This is a genomic window from Alteromonas sp. ASW11-130, assembly GCF_026183735.1.
Taxonomy (GTDB): Bacteria; Pseudomonadota; Gammaproteobacteria; order Enterobacterales; family Alteromonadaceae; genus Alteromonas.
Genome location: NZ_JAPFRE010000045.1, coordinates 138,681 through 157,694, shown reverse-complemented (window position 1 = coordinate 157,694; position 19,014 = coordinate 138,681). Strand labels below are relative to the sequence as shown.

Annotated in this window: 17 protein-coding genes; 4 read left to right on the top strand and 13 right to left on the bottom strand. The window is 45.8% G+C overall.

Translation table 11 applies throughout. The features are described 5' to 3' along the window. Positions 1 to 8 precede the first annotated feature (8 nt). From gspG to gspC, 5 genes are read right to left on the bottom strand one after another with little or no spacing between them, the layout of a single operon-like run. Positions 9 to 446 carry a type II secretion system major pseudopilin GspG gene (gene gspG, locus OPS28_RS15860; protein ID WP_265610438.1) on the bottom strand — a complete coding sequence of 146 codons (438 nt, stop codon included), beginning with the start codon at positions 444 to 446 and terminating at the stop codon, positions 9 to 11. Further along, entirely contained in the window at positions 446 to 1,666 is a 1,221-nt protein-coding gene (gspF, locus tag OPS28_RS15855; RefSeq protein ID WP_265610437.1) for a type II secretion system inner membrane protein GspF, read from the bottom strand. The genes gspG and gspF overlap by 1 nt, the downstream gene beginning before the upstream one ends. Then, positions 1,667 to 3,226, bottom strand: a complete 1,560-nt coding sequence (gene gspE, locus OPS28_RS15850; RefSeq protein WP_269468723.1) for a type II secretion system ATPase GspE — start codon at positions 3,224 to 3,226, stop codon at positions 1,667 to 1,669. Positions 3,227 to 3,228: 2 nt separating this feature from the next. Next, positions 3,229 to 5,238 (bottom strand): type II secretion system secretin GspD, encoded by a 2,010-nt coding sequence (gene gspD / locus OPS28_RS15845; RefSeq protein ID WP_265610644.1) that lies wholly within the window; start codon positions 5,236 to 5,238, stop codon positions 3,229 to 3,231. 58 nt (positions 5,239 to 5,296) lie between these two features. Next, entirely contained in the window at positions 5,297 to 6,226 is a 930-nt protein-coding gene (gene gspC, locus OPS28_RS15840) for a type II secretion system protein GspC (protein ID WP_265610436.1), read from the bottom strand. A 128-nt stretch (positions 6,227 to 6,354) separates the two neighbouring features. Between gspC and hslR the strand changes: the two genes are divergently transcribed. From hslR to OPS28_RS15825, 3 genes are all read left to right on the top strand, one after another. After that, the gene (gene hslR, locus OPS28_RS15835) at positions 6,355 to 6,759 is read left to right on the top strand and encodes a ribosome-associated heat shock protein Hsp15 (RefSeq protein ID WP_265610435.1); all 405 of its coding nucleotides are present in this window, start codon (positions 6,355 to 6,357) and stop codon (positions 6,757 to 6,759) included. A gap of 21 nt (positions 6,760 to 6,780) precedes the next feature. Then, positions 6,781 to 7,680, top strand: coding sequence for an Hsp33 family molecular chaperone HslO (hslO, locus tag OPS28_RS15830; protein WP_265610434.1), 900 nt, complete (start codon positions 6,781 to 6,783; stop codon positions 7,678 to 7,680). 263 nt (positions 7,681 to 7,943) lie between these two features. Next, positions 7,944 to 9,509 (top strand): phosphoenolpyruvate carboxykinase, encoded by a 1,566-nt coding sequence (locus OPS28_RS15825; protein ID WP_265610433.1) that lies wholly within the window; start codon positions 7,944 to 7,946, stop codon positions 9,507 to 9,509. A 47-nt stretch (positions 9,510 to 9,556) separates the two neighbouring features. On the opposite strand, the gene envZ is transcribed toward OPS28_RS15825, so the two are convergent. Further along, positions 9,557 to 10,867, bottom strand: a complete 1,311-nt coding sequence (gene envZ / locus OPS28_RS15820; protein WP_265610432.1) for a two-component system sensor histidine kinase EnvZ — start codon at positions 10,865 to 10,867, stop codon at positions 9,557 to 9,559. A 14-nt stretch (positions 10,868 to 10,881) separates the two neighbouring features. Further along, on the bottom strand, positions 10,882 to 11,607 hold the full coding sequence (ompR, locus tag OPS28_RS15815; protein WP_265610431.1) for an osmolarity response regulator transcription factor OmpR: 726 nt from the start codon (positions 11,605 to 11,607) through the stop codon (positions 10,882 to 10,884). A gap of 397 nt (positions 11,608 to 12,004) precedes the next feature. On the opposite strand from ompR, the gene OPS28_RS15810 reads away from it, so the two are divergent. Then, positions 12,005 to 12,364 (top strand): DUF3703 domain-containing protein, encoded by a 360-nt coding sequence (locus tag OPS28_RS15810; RefSeq protein WP_265610430.1) that lies wholly within the window; start codon positions 12,005 to 12,007, stop codon positions 12,362 to 12,364. 162 nt (positions 12,365 to 12,526) lie between these two features. Here OPS28_RS15810 and OPS28_RS15805 read toward each other — a convergent pair whose 3' ends face one another. The 6 genes from OPS28_RS15805 to dusB form a co-directional block, all read right to left on the bottom strand. Next, positions 12,527 to 13,429, bottom strand: a complete 903-nt coding sequence (locus OPS28_RS15805; protein WP_265610429.1) for a phosphoribulokinase — start codon at positions 13,427 to 13,429, stop codon at positions 12,527 to 12,529. A gap of 149 nt (positions 13,430 to 13,578) precedes the next feature. After that, positions 13,579 to 14,868: a phosphoribosylamine--glycine ligase gene (purD, locus tag OPS28_RS15800; RefSeq protein ID WP_265610428.1), complete on the bottom strand. Its 1,290-nt coding sequence runs from the start codon at positions 14,866 to 14,868 to the stop codon at positions 13,579 to 13,581. 12 nt (positions 14,869 to 14,880) lie between these two features. After that, the gene (locus OPS28_RS15795; RefSeq protein ID WP_265610427.1) at positions 14,881 to 15,696 is read right to left on the bottom strand and encodes a class I SAM-dependent methyltransferase; all 816 of its coding nucleotides are present in this window, start codon (positions 15,694 to 15,696) and stop codon (positions 14,881 to 14,883) included. Positions 15,697 to 15,861: 165 nt separating this feature from the next. Beyond that, the gene (gene purH / locus OPS28_RS15790; protein ID WP_265610426.1) at positions 15,862 to 17,460 is read right to left on the bottom strand and encodes a bifunctional phosphoribosylaminoimidazolecarboxamide formyltransferase/IMP cyclohydrolase; all 1,599 of its coding nucleotides are present in this window, start codon (positions 17,458 to 17,460) and stop codon (positions 15,862 to 15,864) included. A gap of 84 nt (positions 17,461 to 17,544) precedes the next feature. Beyond that, on the bottom strand, positions 17,545 to 17,838 hold the full coding sequence (fis, locus tag OPS28_RS15785) for a DNA-binding transcriptional regulator Fis (RefSeq protein ID WP_075607907.1): 294 nt from the start codon (positions 17,836 to 17,838) through the stop codon (positions 17,545 to 17,547). Between the two features lie 30 nt (positions 17,839 to 17,868). Continuing rightward, positions 17,869 to 18,867 carry a tRNA dihydrouridine synthase DusB gene (dusB, locus tag OPS28_RS15780; RefSeq protein ID WP_265610425.1) on the bottom strand — a complete coding sequence of 333 codons (999 nt, stop codon included), beginning with the start codon at positions 18,865 to 18,867 and terminating at the stop codon, positions 17,869 to 17,871. Positions 18,868 to 19,014: the final 147 nt, after the last annotated feature.

Here is a 19,014-nt window from a genome sequence, read left to right as displayed (position 1 = left end):
ACTAAAACCTAGTTCAGGTATTCGTTAATATTCCAGTTGCCGATATCATCATCTGTACCAGGTTCCTGGTCGGGACCATTAGAAAAAATATCTATTCTACCAAGCTCTCCAGGGCTGATAAGGGTGTAGGGATTGCCCCACGGATCATCGGGTAAGCGGCGAATGAAACCGTCAGCTGGGTAATTACGCGGAATAGGGTCAATGGTGGGGGCCGTCACCAGCGCATCTAAGCCTTGTTCAGTAGTGGGAAACACGTTGTTACGTAGTTTGTACATTTCCAATGCGCTTTCCAGTTGCTGTATATCTACCGCCGCTTTCTTTAACTGGGCTTCTTCCTGGTTACCCAATATCTGGGGCGCAACCATAGCAGCCATAATGCCGATAATTAATAATACCACCATCACTTCTATCAAACTGAAGCCCGAGTTGTGTCTTAATGCTTTCATTACATATTCACCATATTATTTAATGCTAAAATTGGTTGCAGAATAGCCAGCACGATGAAGAGAACAATCCCGGCCATACTGACAATGAGCAAAGGCTCAAATACTTTAAGTGAGACACTTATCAGCGACTCAAATTCCCTGTCTTGATTGTCTGCCGCGCGAGCGAGCATTTGTTGTAAATCGCCTGATTTCTCCCCTGACGCTATCATGTGCATCATCATGGGCGGAAACATTTTTGTTTTATCCAAGGCGGCTCTTAAGCTACTGCCTTCTTTTACGTTGATGGCCGCTGCTGACACTTCATTTTTGATATGCTGATTTTCCAACACGTCACTGGAAATGCGCATAGCTTCTAGTAAGGGGACCGCGCTAGCGGAAAGTATACTTAATGTTCGGGCAAATCGAGCCGTATTAAGGCCTTTGGAGACCTTACCGATAAGAGGGAGCTTTAGGATAAATTTGTGATAGCGTAGTGTCATTGCTGGCTGTTGAAGTACTTGTCTAACTATTATTGCCAGCACAACTATGATAGCGAACATAAATAAACCGTAATCCTGTACAAAGGTACTGATAGATATCAATACCTGCGTGATGGTAGGAAGTTCCTGGCCCATATTGTCGAACTGACCGACGATTTTTGGCACAACCACGGTTAATAGCAAAATCACAATCGCCAGGGCGAAAAACATCATTAATGAAGGGTATATCATCGCTTGCACAATTTGACTGCGCGTTTGCTGACGCTTTTCGGTGTAATCTGCAAGGCGGTTTAGAACTGTATCTAAGTGCCCCGATTTTTCACCAGCAGCCACCATAGCGCGATAAAGCTCGTCAAAAACGCTCGGGAACTCTGCCAGGGCATCTGCTAAACCGTGACCTTCTACAACTTTACTACGTACTGCCATCATCATATTCTTCTGACGGGGCTTTTCGCTTTGTTCAGCCACCGCTAACAAAGCTTCTTCAATGGGTAAAGCTGATTCAACTAGCGTAGCCAGCTGTCGAGTCATAAGCGCTAATTCAGACGCTGATACTCGTGGTTTAAATAAAGTGAAAGAAGTTTTGCCACCTTTACTGCGTTCCGCAACCTGTTCGACTTCAAGCGGTATGAGACCTTGTTCGCGTAATTGTTGTCTAACTTGACGGGCATTGTCGCCTTCCAATACGCCAGAGGCATTGCGGCCGGAAGCATTTAGCGCTTTATATGCAAATGCTGCCATCTAGTCCTCCCGTGTAACCCGCAACACTTCTTCCAGTGCGGTGGTCCCTGCTAAAACTTTACGACAGCCATCTTCTCTGATGCTGGGGGTATAAGAACGAATATGCTTTTCTATAGCCTGCTCGCCATGGCCAGCATGCATCATTTCTCTGATTTTTTCGTCTACCAGTAACAATTCATGAATACCAGTACGGCCACGATAGCCCGTCTGATTACATGCAGCACAGCCGTGCGGGCCGTAAATGATAGGTGGTGCCGCCGAATCAGCGATGCCCAGAATTTCCGCTTCTTGCTGAGTTGGAGAATGCGGTATTTTGCATTCAGGACATAGGGTACGTACTAAGCGTTGGGATAAAACGGCCAGTAAACTAGAAGAAAGTAGAAAAGGTTCTATACCCATATCTTCTAAACGGGTAATGGCACCCGCAGCGGTGTTGGTATGTAAAGTAGACAATACCAAATGGCCGGTCAAACTGGCTTGAACGGCAATTTGTGCCGTTTCGATATCCCGGATCTCACCCACCATTACTACATCAGGATCTTGCCGTAGAATAGCCCTTAAGCCGCGGGCGAAAGTCATATCTACCCGTGGGTTAACTTGCGTTTGTCCGATTCCTTGTAGGTCAAACTCAATCGGATCTTCGACTGTTAATATATTGCGATCTTTTGAATTTATTTCCGTTAAGCCCGCATATAAGGTTGTACTTTTACCCGAACCTGTAGGGCCCGTGACCAAAATGATTCCATGGGGTTTACGAATGAGCTCAGAAAAGTATTCGCGATTGCGTTTGGTCATACCTAAATCTTCTAAATTCAGGCGTGCGTTATTTTTATCTAATAAACGCAGAACTACGCGCTCTCCGTGGCTGGAGGGCATGGTTGATACGCGCACGTCTACCGCGCGACCAGCGATGCGCAAGGTAATACGACCATCCTGAGGCACACGTTTTTCGGCAATATCCAGTTTTGCCATAACTTTAATCCGCGAAACTAACATGGAAGAAAGTTTGCGATTAGGGCGCAAAATCTCGCGTAACACGCCATCTACACGAAAGCGCACTATTAACTGATTTTCGAAGGTTTCAATGTGAATATCTGACGCGCCTTCCTTAATAGCTTCGCCTAGCATCGCATTTATCAGTTTGATAATAGGCGCGTCATCTTCGCTATCAAGTAAATCTTCGGTATCAGGCAGCTCATCGGCAAGCGCAAATAAATCCGATTCATTGCCCAAATCTTCCATTAATTGTTTCGCGGCTGAGGAGTCACGCTGGAAGGCCTGGGTAAGCAAACGCTCGAACTGATCCACCGGAATTTCTTTTAAACGAAAAGATACACCGAAAAAGCGGCGGACTTCCGCAAATACGGAAAGATGGGTTTCCTGTGTATGATAAAGAATTGGCGGTGTTTCGTTTTCTTCCAGCAATACATGGTTACGTTTGGCGAAGCTAAAACTTAACTGACGATGATCAGCATTCTCCGCCATGTCTTCTTCGGGCATGGCTTCCAATGCTTCTTCCTGCGCGACTAATGCATCATGCAGCTCTTCGTTCTCAGCCATGATTAATCGTCATCCTCTTCGCGGCGTTCTTTTTCCAATAGATATTCTTCAAATGTAGGAGGTAGCGTCAATGCGTCATTCCATTCAGGCATGCTAGGGCCTTTCTTGTTATACATCAAAGGAATGCCCTCTTGTTGACGTTTCAACTGCTGCGCACGAATGTAATTGTACTTGCGATGGCTGATTTCATTCATGGTGACCCCATCGCGCACGATAGTGGGTTTGATGAATACCATCAGATTACGTTTGCGTTTACTGGTGGAAGTTGTTTTGAACAAATGACCAAGAATTGGGATATCGCCTAATAATGGAACTTTCGATACGCTCTCCTGAACGTCTTCATCGATCAGGCCACCGAGTACAATAGTACCCCCATCATCCACAATGACTGTCGTTTTAATTTCACGTTTATTGATGGATATATCTACCGCTGTGGCACCACTGACGCTCGAGACTTCCTGTTCGATAAGTAGTTGAACAGCGTCACCTTCATTAATTTGCGGCGTAACCTTCAGTTTGATCCCCACTTCCTGGCGGTCAACGGTGGTAAATGGATTGGCATTATTATCGCCGGCTGTGGTTCCGGTAATTATGGGTACTTCCTGGCCGACAATGAAAAACGCTTCTTCATTATCCATGGTAGTGAGGTGCGGGGTCGCCAATATGTTTGAATTGGTGTCATTACTGACTGCTTGCACCACTGCACCCCACCCGTCTTTAATAACACCCGCTATTAATCCGCTTGCGCCGCCTAATAAATTAGCTAAAGGGGTAAGATCGCCTTCGATGGTATCTGTTGTTTCATATGGATCGCCTAAACCGGTGTCAATTGTCCGAGTTACAGTTCTGTCTTCTGCCTGACGCAGTGCAACTCCTAAGGAACCTACCGGAACCACCCCATTCGTGAACTGGGTACCCCCGCCCTCTTCAGAGACCCACTGAACACCCAACGTTGTGCCGTCCCCTTCAAATACTTCGACAATAATCGCTTCAACTTGCACCTGTGCACGGCGGACATCTAACTGGCGGATGACTTCTTCCAACGAGCGCATCATATCGGGCTCAGCGGTTATCACTACAGAGTTGGACGATTCATGCGCATCGATACTGACTTCACGGCCCGACGTGGAGCGGCGATTAGCTGGCGCAGCACTTGCCTGAACTTCTGCCTGGATACTGGCGGACACACCTTGCAAAACTTTAACTAGATCTTCTGCCTTAGCGTAATTAAGGAAAATAACCCGGGTGTTGCCGTTGGTTTGTAATTCCTGATCCATTCTTTTAACTAAATTAACAATGCGCTTTCGGGCTTTTTCGTCGCCACTGACGATAATCGAGTTTGTCCGATCATCTGCAACTACACGCGGATCAGATTTTGCACCCGTATTGGCCGCTTTTCCCTGCGATTTGTTGATGCTGTCGATAATACGTACCATTTCACCAGCGGACGCAAAGCGAAGCTTAATAATATCCACTTCTTCATCACCGGCTTGATCGACCCTTTCAATAATTTCTACCAGTCGGTTTACTACAGCCGCACGTCCAGTTAGCATCATGACGTTAGATGGGTCGTGGCTGACGACGTTACCGCCGCCGGCTTGGTCATTCAGTTGACGTAAAATAGGGGCAAGTTCGCGGACAGGTACGTTGTAAACCGGGACAACACGCGTAATCATCTCATCGCCATCGGTTTTAATACCTTCGACGACAGGTATGTTTGAGGTTTTCGCATCCTTGGCTCTGACCACTTTTAAAATCCCGCTGGGCATTTCTACCACAGCAAAATCATAGACCTGAAGTACATTCAAGAAAAACTGATAATACTGATCTTCGTTCAGCATATCGTAACTGCGAACGCTGATCTTTCCGCGCACATTAGGGTCGACGATTATAGTCCGTTGCAAATTTTTACCGACGATGTTGATGAACTCGTTAATATCGGTGTCTTTGAAATTAGGCATATATTCGGCGGCGTTCGCCGCTGCACTGAGTAAGGCAGCGCAAAGTGCCATGCTGATTTTTGAAAACAATTTGTGGCCAACTCGCCTCATATTACAATCGTCCTATTTCTTATTCATAGTTCGGGGAGGGAAGGTCCAGATAAATGGTATGCATATCCCCTTCACGCGATACTGTTAATTCAAGAACTTGCGCTTCACGCAATTCATTCATAGCTTCCATGGATTGTTGCGCATCGGTAAGATCCAGACCATTAATTTGTACAATAACATCTCCGGTACTCAATCCAACCGCTTCAAATAATTCAGGTGATTTTCCAGGACGCACTTGATAACCAATAAGCTGACCATCCTGAGTTTGTGGTGTTATAGAAATGAAGTCGGTAAAACTGGCTGGCTTGTCACGTAAACTTTCAGCCAATTCGGCCGCTTCTTCACTGATGCGGCGTGAAGCTTCTTCGTCTCTTTGTATGGGGCGGTTACTCGGAATCATGCGAGAAGACGTGCGTTTCTGGGCTTGCGCGAAATCCACCCCGTCTAACATTAATGTTTCATGTCGCGCACCATTACGAATAATAACGCGGTCATGAAATACCTGGTGTAATGTTGCGTTAGTACCTTCAATTTTCTCACCTAATCCATAGGTGTTTTGAGTACCACGATTTTCAATAATTGCCGCACCACTTTCTACCAAAGAACTTGCTACTACCCCCGTCAACGTTAGATTAAGCTGAGTTTCAGGCGCTTCGGTAACTTGCTCAACTGGGGGCTGCTCGTCTTGTCTTACTTCACCAAAAAGATTTAACCGTTGTATTTGGCTTATATCGCCCCCACGTTTGGAGCCACGTGCAGTTTGTGAAGTATTAGCTATATTAACAGGTGGAGTAGAAACGGTAGGTTCGGGTATAATTTGCCACACTAGCCTGGCAGCAAATGCGAGCAAATAAAGGCTAAGTAGCACAACTAAAAGTAGGTGCAACTGTTTTTGATGCTGGTTAAAAAGCTGAACCAGCGATTGTGAGTTAAATTTGCTGAATGTCATGCTGCCAAATGTGGAACTACTATTTTTGAAATATAATTATTAGGTTTCACTGCATAAAAGCCGACCCATAATAGCCTAGTCTGGGTGAGGGTCACAACACTAAAACGAACGAGTTACAAAATTATTACATGAACAACCGTAAAGTTGATAATCAGGACGATAATGTTCGTATCGATAAATGGCTATGGGCAGCGCGCTTTTTTAAAACGCGAGCGGTTGCTCGAGACATGGTGCAGGCGGGAAAAGTGCATTACAACGGGCAACGGGTTAAGCCAGGCAAAATTATTGAACTAGGCGCGATAATTAAAATTCCCGCCGGATGGGACGTCAAAGAAGTAATGGTGACGCAGATTAATGATAAGCGCCAAAGTGCTCCTTTGGCGCAGCAAATGTACGAAGAAACGGCGCAAAGCCTTGCTAGACGTGAAGAAAATCAGTTAGCTAGGAAGTTAAGTAGCTTTCACAGTCCAAAGCCAGAAAGTAAACCCGATAAAAAACAACGCCGCCAGATAATTAAATTTAAACATCAATAGTGATGATAGCAGGAACAATTTATGAGTGACTTTGATCAGCTTCACCGTTTTTTGATTGACCGAGCCCATGTCAGAGGACAACTCGTGCGCTTACAGGACAGTCTGAAAGACATTGTACACAGCCAGGAATATCCCGTCCAAATCCAGCGTCTGTTGAGCGAGATGGCGGCAGTAACCAGTATGCTTACTGCGATTCTAAAATTCGAGGGTGAAATAAGCCTGCAAATCCAAAGTAATGGCCCGGTAAATTATGCGGTAATCAACGCGACCCACGAACAAACCATGAGGGGGGTGGCACGGTGGGACCAAAGCCTGACTTCGCTGCCTGATGAACTTGAAGCAATGCTTAGCCAAGCGGTATTAGTGATCACTATTACTCCAGAAGAGGGGGAACGTTATCAAGGCGTCGTCGCATTGGACAAGCCTACATTAGGGGAATGCGTAGAGAGTTACTTCGCCCAATCAGAACAGCTGCCAACCAAAATCATGCTTATGACAGATATGCATGATCCCCAGAACATAAGAGCTGCAGGTATGTTGTTGCAAGTATTACCACAGGATTCTTCGCAAAGTGTGATGGCGTTAAACAATGAATTTGAGCATTTGGTAAAGCTGGGCGAAACGCTTTCAGAAGAAGAGATGTTCAATCTATCCGTGAGTGATATTTTGTACCGCTTGTACCACCAGGAAAAAGTAGAGCTGTTTTCGCCACAGCCAGTTAAGTTTGCATGCACTTGTTCGAAAGAGAGAAGCGCACAAGCCTTACTGAACGTCGAAAAATCTGAGCTTCTCGACATTGTCGCAGAGGACGGGGCGGTCAGTATGAATTGTCAATATTGTCATGCGGAGTATAAATTTGATGCCATTGACATAGAAGCAATTCATGCTGGTAATTTTGAATCATCTGCTGCCAGACAATAGCACCTATCTAGAAGTGACCAATTTGGTCGCTTCTGAAAGTTTTCAGCGCTACATACATTTTATTTATCATTTAAAATCATAAATTTACTATGGGGTGCCCAGCCAAAATCGGCAAAAAGGTATTTTGGCTCACACCTATCTATAGTATTTATTCCTCAAGTCAAGCCTATATAGGTTGTCGAATCCGTTTATTACTATACACTTGCTTAAATTGGTTTGTTTGGTAACCAAGCTTGTAGGGTTTTAAATAGGATTTCAAAATAATGACTGCGGCAGCCAACTTAAGTCGTTCAACAACGGCATTAGTCCATACGGATTTAAATACTTCGGAATTAGTAGAGATAGCGCTAAAGCGAGAAGAGGGCAGATTGGCCTCGAATGGTGCGCTTGTGGTAGAAACCGGTACGCGCACCGGTCGTTCACCTAACGATCGTTTTATCGTAAAAGAGCCTTCTACAGAAAAAGAAATTGACTGGGGTAAAGTTAATAAACCTTTTGACCCAGCAAAATTTGATGCGTTGTGGGAAAAAGTCGATACGTTTCTCAGCGCGCAAGAACATTTCTTATCGCACTTACAAGTAGGCTCAGATGCCCGTTATGCATTACCGGTAAAGGTGCGTACGCAAACGGCGTGGCAACATATTTTTGCTAAAAACTTGTTTATTGAGCCCGAGCAGTACAATCCTGACGACAAACCTGAGTGGCAAATTTTAAATGTTCCGGGTTTCAGTTGTGAACCAGCGCGTGATGGAACTAATAGTGACGGCGCAGTTATTATTAACTTTGCGCAACGCAAAGTGTTGATCGCTGGGATGCGTTACGCAGGTGAAATGAAAAAAGCTATGTTCTCCGTCCAGAACTTCCTGCTTCCTGCTGAAGAAGTACTGCCTATGCACTGTTCAGCCAATGTGGGAGAGGAAGGCGATGTGACCTTGTTCTTTGGTTTATCTGGCACAGGTAAAACCACCTTATCAGCTGATCCAAAACGTTTCTTGATTGGTGATGATGAGCATGGTTGGGCACCCGGCAGCGTGTTTAATATAGAAGGGGGGTGCTATGCAAAATGTATCGACCTGTCACAAAAGAACGAGCCTGTTATTTGGGATGCGATTAAATTCGGCACCATCTTAGAAAATGTTATTTTAGATGAATCCCGCATCCCAGATTATACAGATACCCGTCTTACACAAAACTCACGTGCTGCTTATCCGTTGGAGCATATTCAGAAGCGTGTAGAAGAAAACCGTGGCGGAGAGCCGCGCTCAGTGGTGTTTTTGACCTGCGACGTAAGTGGCGTATTGCCCCCCGTTTCAGTGTTAAGTGAAGAGGCCGCGGCGTACCATTTCCTAAGTGGTTACACTGCAAAAGTAGGGTCCACAGAAATTGGTTCGACGGCGGATATAGAGTCTACCTTCTCCACATGTTTTGGCGCGCCATTTTTCCCCCGTCCTGCACGTGTATACGCCGATTTGTTGATCAAGCGTGTGAAAGACTTCAATGCCAGGGTATTTTTAGTTAATACGGGGTGGACCGGCGGGCCATATGGCACTGGAAACCGTTTCGATATTCCTACTACCCGTGCCATTATCGATGCTATCGTGTCAGGCAGTCTGGCCCACGTAGATACACACTTTATCGAAGGCCTAAACCTGCATGTTCCAATAGAGGTGCCGGGCGTCGATAGTAAGTTATTGGTGCCGCAAAATACGTGGGCGGATAAAGGACGTTACGAAGAATATGCCAACGATTTAATTAATAAATTCCAACAAAACTTTGAAAAATATGACGTTGATGAAAAAATTGTAAAAGCGGGACCAGGCTACCGCTAACTATACATGATGCATAATTAACTAAGCCCGCCATTCGCGCGGGCTTTTTATGTAACAGGAAGCCAGAACTCAGCAATCAGTCCTTTTTCGGGATGATTACGAAGTGCAATATCGCCGTGGTGAGATTTGATAATTCTTCTTGTAATAGCCAATCCGAGACCAGAGCCTAAACTACCACGGGCTTTGTCACCCTGAGTAAAAGGCATAAATACATCGTCTAATTCGTGGTCGGGGATCCCCGGGCCAAAATCTCTTACTCGACAATACACGCGACGTGATGCTTTGTCTTCAAATGTCGTCACCACAATATTATTACTGCCGTAGCGAAACGCATTTTCGATCAGGTTGTCCAATACCCGTTTTATGGCAATTTTACGCAGTGTGAGTAAAGGCACATCATTCAATTTCAGTTCAATATGGTGCGTTTCTTCAATATGGCGAACTTGCGCCAGTTCACAGATAAGCGCATTCAGGTCTGCAGACTCTAAGCGTTCAGCCCCTTCCTGACGGGCGTAATCAATAAACTGATCGATTATAGCGTTCATGTCTTCAATATCGTTGACAATACCTTCTTTCAACCAGTCTTGTTCATCCGGTAGCATTTCTGTGGCCAGCCTGATGCGTGTTAAAGGAGTACGTAGATCATGGGAGATACCTGCTGTCATAAGCGTCCGATCCCGCTCAAGTTGTTGAATACCCTGATTCATACGGTTAAATGCCCGGGTGACTTCAATCATTTCACTGCTACCTTGCTCCTTTAAAGGAGCAGGGGAATTACCTTGGCCGACTTGTAATGCCGCTCGCTGTAACGCTTGTAAAGGGCGGTTCAAGCGTCTTACAAACAGCCACCCACCTGCAACACTTAGTACCCCAATGACCATTAGATACATTGTGAGCGGAGATATATTCGCTTCGCTTAAGCCCGAAATAGGAATCGCTATCCAGCGTTCAGGGTGGGTGTCCAGGTTTATCCAGACCAGGTAGGGCGAAGAGGGGTTAGTTGAAGGTTGGGTGCTTATCCTAACGTCTGCTCGCGTTTTTAACGATCTGGATACTGACGCAGACATAAAACCGTAATAAGTGGCATTCGCTAAGTCTTTTCTCATCGCTTGCTGGGCGGTGTACACCCTTATGCCGGTCTTGCGGGTGAACTCGGAATAGGCCGGGGTAGGTGTGTCCACCATACCTTGGTGAAGTAACGTTTTAACCTGCGTAGCTAACAGACTGTTAATCTGTTGATAGCTGGGCTGGATAAAGTAATAAGTAACCGAAAGGTATGATACAACCTGATTAATCAGCAAAAGTACGCCAATGAGCAGAACGGTTTGCCCAAAGGCGCTTTTCGGGAGCATGCGCATAGGTTCAATATCGCTTAAGCGTGTTCACCACCGTCTGGTACGAAAACATAGCCTAACCCCCATACAGTCTGAATGTAGCGTGGATTCGCAGGATCTTTCTCGAGCATGCGGCGCAAACGCGAAACCTGTACATCAATGCTGCGTTCTAATGCGCTATAATCTCTACCGCGCGCCAGATTCATCAATTTGTCTCTTGAGAGCGGCTCCCTCGGATGTTGCACCAATGATTTAAGGACGGCAAATTCACCACTGGTTAAGCTCATCGGGGTACCATCGCCCGTCATTTCCCGCGTGGCAAGATTTAAGCGGTATTCGCCGAAGCTAATGACTTGCTCATCTTTAGAGGGCGCGCCGGGGGCTTCAGTCGCTTGACGGCGCATCACCGCTTTAACCCGGGCCAATAATTCTCTCGGGTTAAAGGGTTTGGGAAGATAATCGTCTGCGCCCATTTCTAGCCCTATTATGCGATCGACCTCATCACCTTTTGCGGTCAGCATAATAATCGGCAGCTGGCTTTCCGCCTGCCGTAATCGCCGGCAAATAGACAAGCCATCCTCGCCAGGTAGCATCAAATCTAACACCATTAAATGGAAATTTTCCCGTTCGAGCAGACGATCCATTTGCTCGGCGTTAGCGGCCGCTCTGACTTGGTAACCTTGTTCAACCAGATAACGCTCCAATAAGCTGCGTAATCGCATGTCGTCATCGACAACAAGAATTTTTGATGTTTCCTGACCCATTGCTATATTTCCTGGCTAAGAATAGTACTGTTCACTTGTTATTGTTTCACTATACCCAGAAGCAATTTAAAATTAAAAGCTTATCTGCGATGTTGTAAATAAATGAGTGTTACAAAACTTGTCAGGTAAGAATTATGCCTATTAATGGTAATAGGGAATTCCACCTTCTCGCTTTGAGTGGAGGGTGTAAGTTTCGTTTAGATAGCCCTCATCGAATATAAACAAGCTTGCTCACCTTTATAAATTGACGAACTGGGTTTATCAATAATCGAAAAAGCTTCGTCATCCGCGCGTATGTCCAATACAAATTGTACCTCCATATTTGCATTTCTATTATTCCTGTGTCACAAATAAACTAATAGTTAACATAGGCTTATGATTTAAATAGGACGGCAGGATGAGTAATGCGATGGCTGTACCCGAAAAAGAAATCAAACGAGAGTTAGAGTTGGCTAGTCTTTGTGAATCGTTCGAGGATTATCAAAAACAATTTCATCACCTGGAAAATGCCCATGTACTGGGTCAGCACTCCACCTACTGGCATACCTACGTGCACTGGCAAATGCTAAAGTGGGGCATAACACATAATTCGTTTAAAGAAATAGTCGGTCAGATAATACGCATCATAGGTGCTATAACCAAAACGCCATTTGGAGCGTTACCGAAAGGTAATACAGGTGGCGCCAATGTCAGTCCCTTTAAAAAAATGCCGCTGAAACCGGAGCACGCTGAAATATTAAAGCGATACAAAAACTAATGCGCCGTCCCCTTATAACCCACTGTGTTGGACGACATTTAATTAAAGCTCTTCTTCTGCACTAAACCTGTAATTGGAAGACACAGATAGTTACAAAAGGTGTAAAAGAAGGGAGAGTTCGCGCTGTTTTACCGTTCTCAAAAGAATTATAACTTCAAAAGGCTACTTTTCCGACAACCAATCCATTTGGTGCCCCGCTCGACGTTTCTTATCCAACAGCTCTTCTATCAGTGGCGTTAAAATGAGTTCCATTGCTAAGCCCATCTTACCTCCCGGTACCACAATTGTATTGATGCGGGACATAAAGGCCCCATCGATCATTTGTAATAGATAAGGAAAGTTAACTGTTTTCATTTCACGACGAAAGCGCACAACAACGAAGCTTTCATCCTGTGAAGGAATTTCCCTGGCAGAGAACGGGTTAGAAGTGTCAACGGTGGGAACACGTTGGAAGTTTACGTGAGTGCGCGAAAATTGCGGAGTGATATAGTGAAAGTAATCGTCCAGACCTCGCACAATGCTACTCATTACGGCTTCACGGGAATGGCCTCTGTCAGTAGTATCGCGGACAATTTTTTGAATCCACTCTAGGTTCACGATAGGCACCATCCCTACCAGCAAATCTACGTGGCGTGCCACATCATTTTCTTCGGTCTTCACACCGCCATGTAAGCCTTCGTAAAAAAGCAAATCGGTATTGGGGGGTAAGTCTTGCCAAGGGGTAAAGGTGCCAGGCATTTGATTAAAAGGAACCGCTTCATCAAAAGTGTGTAAATACTGGCGAAACTTTCCATGCCCCGACTCGCCATATTCCTTAAACAAGTTTTCCAGCAAATCGAAATCGTTGGCCTTGGGGCCAAAATAACTGATGTGCCGGCCTTGCTCTTGTGCTTTGCGTATTTCAACTTCCATTTCTGGTCGTGTAAAACGGTGAAAGCTATCTCCGCCGATTACCGCCGAATTAACGCGCAAGTTTCGGAAAATGTGAGTAATAGCATTGGTTGTAGTAGTAGTGCCCGCACCTGACGAACCGGTAATTGCAATAATCGGGTGTTTGACAGACATAATGACTTAAACCTTAACGCTATATGAAAGTTTAGCTTACCAGTTTATAGAGCTAAAGGAAGCTTTGTCGAATGTTAGCAAGCGGTTACAACATCGAAGTGAGTGCACACTCTCTACTAACGTACTGGACTAGCAGAGAGTGGAGTAGGTTAAACGTAACTTTCGCGGGCGATAGCGCGGTGTGCTATATCCGTGCGGAAATAGATATCGGGCCAACTGATAGCGTTAACTAACTCATAGGCGTTTTCTTGCGCTTCTGTTACGTTATTGCCTAATGCTGTAGCACAAAGCACGCGGCCACCGTTAGTGACCACCTGATTGTTATTCAGCGAAGTTCCAGCATGAAATACTTTGCCCTGTAAACCGCTCGCTTGTTCAAGACCATGGATGGGTAAGCCTTTTTCGTAGCTACCCGGATAGCCACCCGCAGCCAGAACCACACCTACGGCTGCACGTTCATCAAATTCAATTGAAGCTTGATTCAGTTTTTCTTCACACGCAAGGAGACAAAGCTCTACCAGATCAGAACGTAGCCGCATCATGATAGGTTGAGTTTCTGGATCACCAAAGCGACAATTATATTCAATGACCTTAGGCGTGCCATCCGCCATTATCATCAGGCCCGCATACAAGAAGCCGCGATAAGGGTTACCCTCTGCCGCCATACCCGCCACGGTGGGCTCGATAACTTCCTGCATAATACGTCGGTGAATATCAGGCGTAACCACGGGGGCGGGGGAATAGGCTCCCATACCGCCGGTATTGGGGCCTTTGTCACCATTGGCTGCACGTTTATGATCTTGGCTGGTAGCAAAAGGCAAAATATTTTTACCATCCACCATGACAATAAACGAGGCTTCCTCACCCTCCAGGAATTCTTCAATTACTACCCGGCTACCCGCATCGCCAAAGACATTATCGGCAAGCATATCGCGAATAGCGGTTTCAGCCTCCGATAGGTTCATGGCAACAATGACGCCTTTGCCGGCCGCCAGTCCATCTGCTTTGATGACAATTGGTGCACCTTTTTCGTTGACATACGCAAGTGCCTTATCTATTTCCGTGAAGGTAGCGTATTCGGCAGTTGGGATGGTGTGGCGTGCAAGAAAATCTTTGGTGAAGGCTTTAGAGCCTTCAAGTTGGGCGGCGGCCTGGGAGGGACCAAAAATGGTCAGGCCCGCCTGATTGAAGGCGTCTACAATTCCCTCAACCAGCGGAGCTTCAGGGCCGACTATCGTTAGCTTAATCGACTTGTCTTTGGCGAAGTTAACCAGAGCAGGAATATCAGTTACACCAATTTCCACATTCTGTAGTTTTGCTTCCGATGCGGTGCCAGCATTTCCCGGCGCTACATAAATATGCTCAACCTTTTCAGATTGCGCCACTTTCCAGGCCAATGCATGTTCACGGCCTCCGCCGCCAATTACAAGTACATTCATTTAAGCTTTCCGTTAGTTTTTAGGTTTAACAAATTTTAAAGTCATGCGATTACTCTCGCCTATCGCGAGGTATTTCTCTTTGTCTTCATCGCCCATCGCCAAACTAGGTGGCAGTGACCAAACGCCACGGGGATGATTAGCTGTATCCATTGGGTTTGCATTGATCTCGCTTTCCGCTTCCAGCGCAAAGCCAGCAGCCTTTGCAGCTTCTATTACCAATGATTTTTTGATGTACCCACTATCTTTCATGGCGGCATCGTCAGCGGATTCTGGTAACTCATGATCGACAATACCTAAGATGCCACCGGGTTTTAACGCTTTGTAAAAAGCTTTAAATGCATTGTTTAGCGATTCTTCGCCTTTTTGCATATACCAGTTATGAACATTTCTAAAGGTCAATATAGCATCAGCACTACCCGCTTTAGTCATGTCTGGCGCTTTCATAACATCGAACTCGGTTAATTCGATATTTGCGTAAGGGGGATGATTGGCAATTTTATCTTTAAATTGCTTTAAATAACGACTGTAGTATTTAGGGGACTTATCGGTAACATGAAAATGTGCTGCCACCAGCTTCCCCTCATCTTTAAGCAGGGGGGCGAGAATATCGGTGTACCAACCACCGCCGGGCCAAATTTCGACTACTGTCATGTCTGGCTCAATGCCAAAAAAACGTAACGTTTGCTGGGGATTCCGATATTCATCTCTTAATCTGTCTTTCATCGCGCGGTGCTCGTTAGCGACAGCTTCCGAAATAGGATCGGCCATAGCCGAGAGGGTTCCGAAAGTGAGTATCGCGGCTGAAAGTAGTGTAGCAAGTGGCTTCATAGGGCTTCCTTTTTCTGATTTTCAAGTAACAGCGAGCGGCGAATATTAGCACTTCGCCACCGCTTATTTGTTACCAGTGTAGCCACAATTTTGAGAAGTTGATACCAATCTACAATGATGTGTACTCACGCAGTGTATGAATTTTTCAACAAATTAACGTTCAAATTAGTGACGGAAATGACGCATGCCAGTAAACACCATGGCTATACCATGCTCATTAGCTGCTGCAATCACTTCTTCGTCCCGCATTGAGCCACCTGGTTGGATTACCGCTTTGATGCCCGCAGCCGCTGCTGCATCGATTCCGTCGCGGAAGGGGAAAAAGGCATCTGAAGCCATTACACATCCTGCCACTTCAAGATTTTCGTCGGCAGCTTTAATCCCTGCAATTTTAGCGGAATATACTCGGCTCATCTGGCCTGCGCCTACACCGATCGTCATTCCATCTTTAGCGTAGACAATCGCATTAGATTTTACATACTTAGCGACTTTCCAGCAAAATAATAACGCTTCTAATTCTTTTTCTGAAGGTGTTCGCTGCGTCACAACAGTCAAATCATCCGCATCGACCATCCCAAAGTCACGTTCCTGAACCAACAAACCACCATTTACCCGTTTAAAGTCGTAACCTTCGGTAAGTTGTCCGTGCCAGTCGCCGCAACTTAGTAAGCGTACATTTTTCTTGGCCGATACCACTTGTTGCGCGGCTTCACTGATTGAGGGGGCAATAATAACCTCCACAAACTGACGTTCCACAATTGCGCTTGCAGTTTGTTCATCCAGCTCGCGATTAAAAGCAATGATGCCACCGAATGCCGAAGTCGGGTCGGTTTTATAAGCACGATTGTATGCATCCAACAAACTGTCGCCTATAGCTACGCCACACGGGTTCGCGTGCTTAACGATAACACACGCAGGCTCAGCAAATTCTTTCACACATTCTAGGGCGGCGTCCGTATCAGCAATGTTGTTGAACGACAGAGCTTTACCTTGCAACTGAGTAGCCGTTGCTACAGATGCTTCCTGGATCGCGTTTTCTACATAAAAAGCTGCGCTTTGATGGCTATTTTCGCCGTAGCGTAGGTCTTGTTTTTTGCTCATCTGCACATTGTAGGTACGCGGGAATTCGCTGTGTTGATGCTCACAATTATCTTCACAATCAGTTTGGTCTAGTTTGGCACCAAAATAGTTAGCTATCATGCCATCGTATTCAGCGGTATGTTCGAAAGCTTTAATTGCTAAGTCAAAGCGCGTGGCGTATGTCACGGAATTGTGGTTTTGCTGCATTTCTTCGATGACACGCTGATAATCACCCGCATTCACCACAATCGTCACATCATTGTGATTCTTAGCCGCTGCTCGCACCATGGTCGGTCCGCCAATATCGATATTCTCGATAGCGTCTTCCAGTGAACAGCCTTCTTTCGCCACGGTTGCGGCAAAAGGGTAGAGGTTAACTACCACTAAGTCGATGGCGCTAATATCGTTCTCCGCCATTATCCCTTCGTCTCGGCCGCGGCGACCTAATATGCCACCATGAACTTTAGGGTGCAGCGTTTTTACCCGACCATCCATAATTTCCGGGTGCCCTGTGTACTCTGACACTTCGGTAACAGGTAGCCCCGCATCAGCAATTAATTGAGCGGTACCGCCAGTTGAGAGTAACTCGACACCGGCTTGATGTAAGGCGTGGGCGAATTCAACTATGCCGGTTTTATTGGAAACACTTAATAGAGCGCGTTTAATGGGTTTAGGTGCGTGCATAATATATCGTTAACTAACTTTAATGAGAGTGAAACAAAAAGAGCACCAATCGGTGCTCTTCGTTCGGGCCAAGCCCATGCAGTCTTAGTTCATGCCGTACTGCTTCAATTTTTTGCGAAGTGTACCGCGGTTGATTCCCATCATTATTGCCGCGCGGGTTTGATTGCCGCGGGTATAGGTCATCACTTCCTCAAGCAAAGGCGCTTCTACTTCCGCCAGTACTAAATCGTACAAATTATCGATATTGGCGTTATCCAATTGCTTCAGGTATTTATTTACAGCTTGTTTAACCGAATCACGTAAAGGCTTTTGGGCCTGCGTTTGAGAAGGCGTGGTTACAGTTGTAGTAAAAGGTGAAGTCACATTTTGATCGAACATAATACTTTCTTGCTCTTTAGTTAGTCATCACTATGCTGCAGAAGAAACTTTTCTGGAATCTCTTGAATGCAGCGATTGAAAATACTGTTCAAGTGCTTCTAGTTGCGCATTCGCATCTTCGATAGCATTGAACACTTTGCGAAACTGTCGATCCGTATCATGTTCCGCCAAATACCAGCCAACGTGCTTGCGGGCAATACGTACACCAGTAATTCCAGTGTAGAACCCTTGCACGTTGTTTACATGCTCACTAAGTACCTGGTGCTGTTCAGACAGCGATGGCGGCGGGAGGTTCTCACCCGTTTCCAGAAAATGTTGAATTTCTCTGAAAATCCATGGGTTACCCTGAGCACCCCTGCCTATCATTAACCCGTCTGCACCGGTTCTATTGAGCACGTCTAGTGCTTTTTGAGGTGAGGTAATGTCTCCATTAGCTACAACGGGGATAGATACGGCCTGCTTTATTAGCCGAATCGTTTCATACTCCGCCTCACCTTTGTACATACAAGCACGGGTTCTACCATGAACCGCGAGCGACTGTATGCCATTGTCTTGTGCAATCCGGGCTATTTGCACACCGTTGCGATTGTCTGTATTCCACCCCGTACGAATTTTTAGGGTGACAGGCACGTCAACTGCAGCAACAACCGCACAAATGATTGCTTTAACCTGTTCGGGATGTTGCAACAACGCCGAACCGGCTAATTTCTTATTAACCTTCTTAGCTGGGCACCCCATATTAATATCAATAATCTGAGCGCCATTTTCCACGTTTAAGCGAGCAGCGTTGGCCATCAGTTCAGGTTCTGCTCCCGCAATCTGCACAGAGCGGACGCCGGTTTCACCTGTATGATCCATACGATGCTTAGATTTCTCGGTGTTCCATACCCGCGGGTTACTGGATAACATTTCTGATACCACTAACCCCGCACCCATACGCTTACAAAGCTGACGAAAAGGTCTGTCAGTTACTCCCGCCATTGGCGCGAGCATCAAATTATTTTGGAGCGTGTAAGGACCGATTCGCATAGTAAACTTCACATAACGATTGTGCAGAAATTAAACAACTTGCCCAAACGGGGCGCTAAGTGTACGCGTTTTCCACACGTAAGAAAAGGCTAAAAATCGCACAAAATGTAGTTTTGGGCCCTTGACAACGGTCATTCTTATGCACGC

Excerpts from the sequence above, each read along its gene's own strand:
- gspG (WP_265610438.1), bottom strand. The coding sequence starts at position 446 with ATGAAAGCATTAAGACACAACTCGGGCTTCAGTTTGATAGAAGTGATG.
- gspF (WP_265610437.1), bottom strand. The coding sequence starts at position 1,666 with ATGGCAGCATTTGCATATAAAGCGCTAAATGCTTCCGGCCGCAATGCC.
- gspE (WP_269468723.1), bottom strand. The coding sequence starts at position 3,226 with ATGGCTGAGAACGAAGAGCTGCATGATGCATTAGTCGCGCAGGAAGAA.
- gspD (WP_265610644.1), bottom strand. The coding sequence starts at position 5,238 with ATGGCACTTTGCGCTGCCTTACTCAGTGCAGCGGCGAACGCCGCCGAA.
- gspC (WP_265610436.1), bottom strand. The coding sequence starts at position 6,226 with ATGACATTCAGCAAATTTAACTCACAATCGCTGGTTCAGCTTTTTAAC.
- hslR (WP_265610435.1), top strand. The coding sequence starts at position 6,355 with ATGAACAACCGTAAAGTTGATAATCAGGACGATAATGTTCGTATCGAT.
- hslO (WP_265610434.1), top strand. The coding sequence starts at position 6,781 with ATGAGTGACTTTGATCAGCTTCACCGTTTTTTGATTGACCGAGCCCAT.
- OPS28_RS15825 (WP_265610433.1), top strand. The coding sequence starts at position 7,944 with ATGACTGCGGCAGCCAACTTAAGTCGTTCAACAACGGCATTAGTCCAT.
- envZ (WP_265610432.1), bottom strand. The coding sequence starts at position 10,867 with ATGCGCATGCTCCCGAAAAGCGCCTTTGGGCAAACCGTTCTGCTCATT.
- ompR (WP_265610431.1), bottom strand. The coding sequence starts at position 11,607 with ATGGGTCAGGAAACATCAAAAATTCTTGTTGTCGATGACGACATGCGA.
- OPS28_RS15810 (WP_265610430.1), top strand. The coding sequence starts at position 12,005 with ATGAGTAATGCGATGGCTGTACCCGAAAAAGAAATCAAACGAGAGTTA.
- OPS28_RS15805 (WP_265610429.1), bottom strand. The coding sequence starts at position 13,429 with ATGTCTGTCAAACACCCGATTATTGCAATTACCGGTTCGTCAGGTGCG.
- purD (WP_265610428.1), bottom strand. The coding sequence starts at position 14,868 with ATGAATGTACTTGTAATTGGCGGCGGAGGCCGTGAACATGCATTGGCC.
- OPS28_RS15795 (WP_265610427.1), bottom strand. The coding sequence starts at position 15,696 with ATGAAGCCACTTGCTACACTACTTTCAGCCGCGATACTCACTTTCGGA.
- purH (WP_265610426.1), bottom strand. The coding sequence starts at position 17,460 with ATGCACGCACCTAAACCCATTAAACGCGCTCTATTAAGTGTTTCCAAT.
- fis (WP_075607907.1), bottom strand. The coding sequence starts at position 17,838 with ATGTTCGATCAAAATGTGACTTCACCTTTTACTACAACTGTAACCACG.
- dusB (WP_265610425.1), bottom strand. The coding sequence starts at position 18,867 with ATGCGAATCGGTCCTTACACGCTCCAAAATAATTTGATGCTCGCGCCA.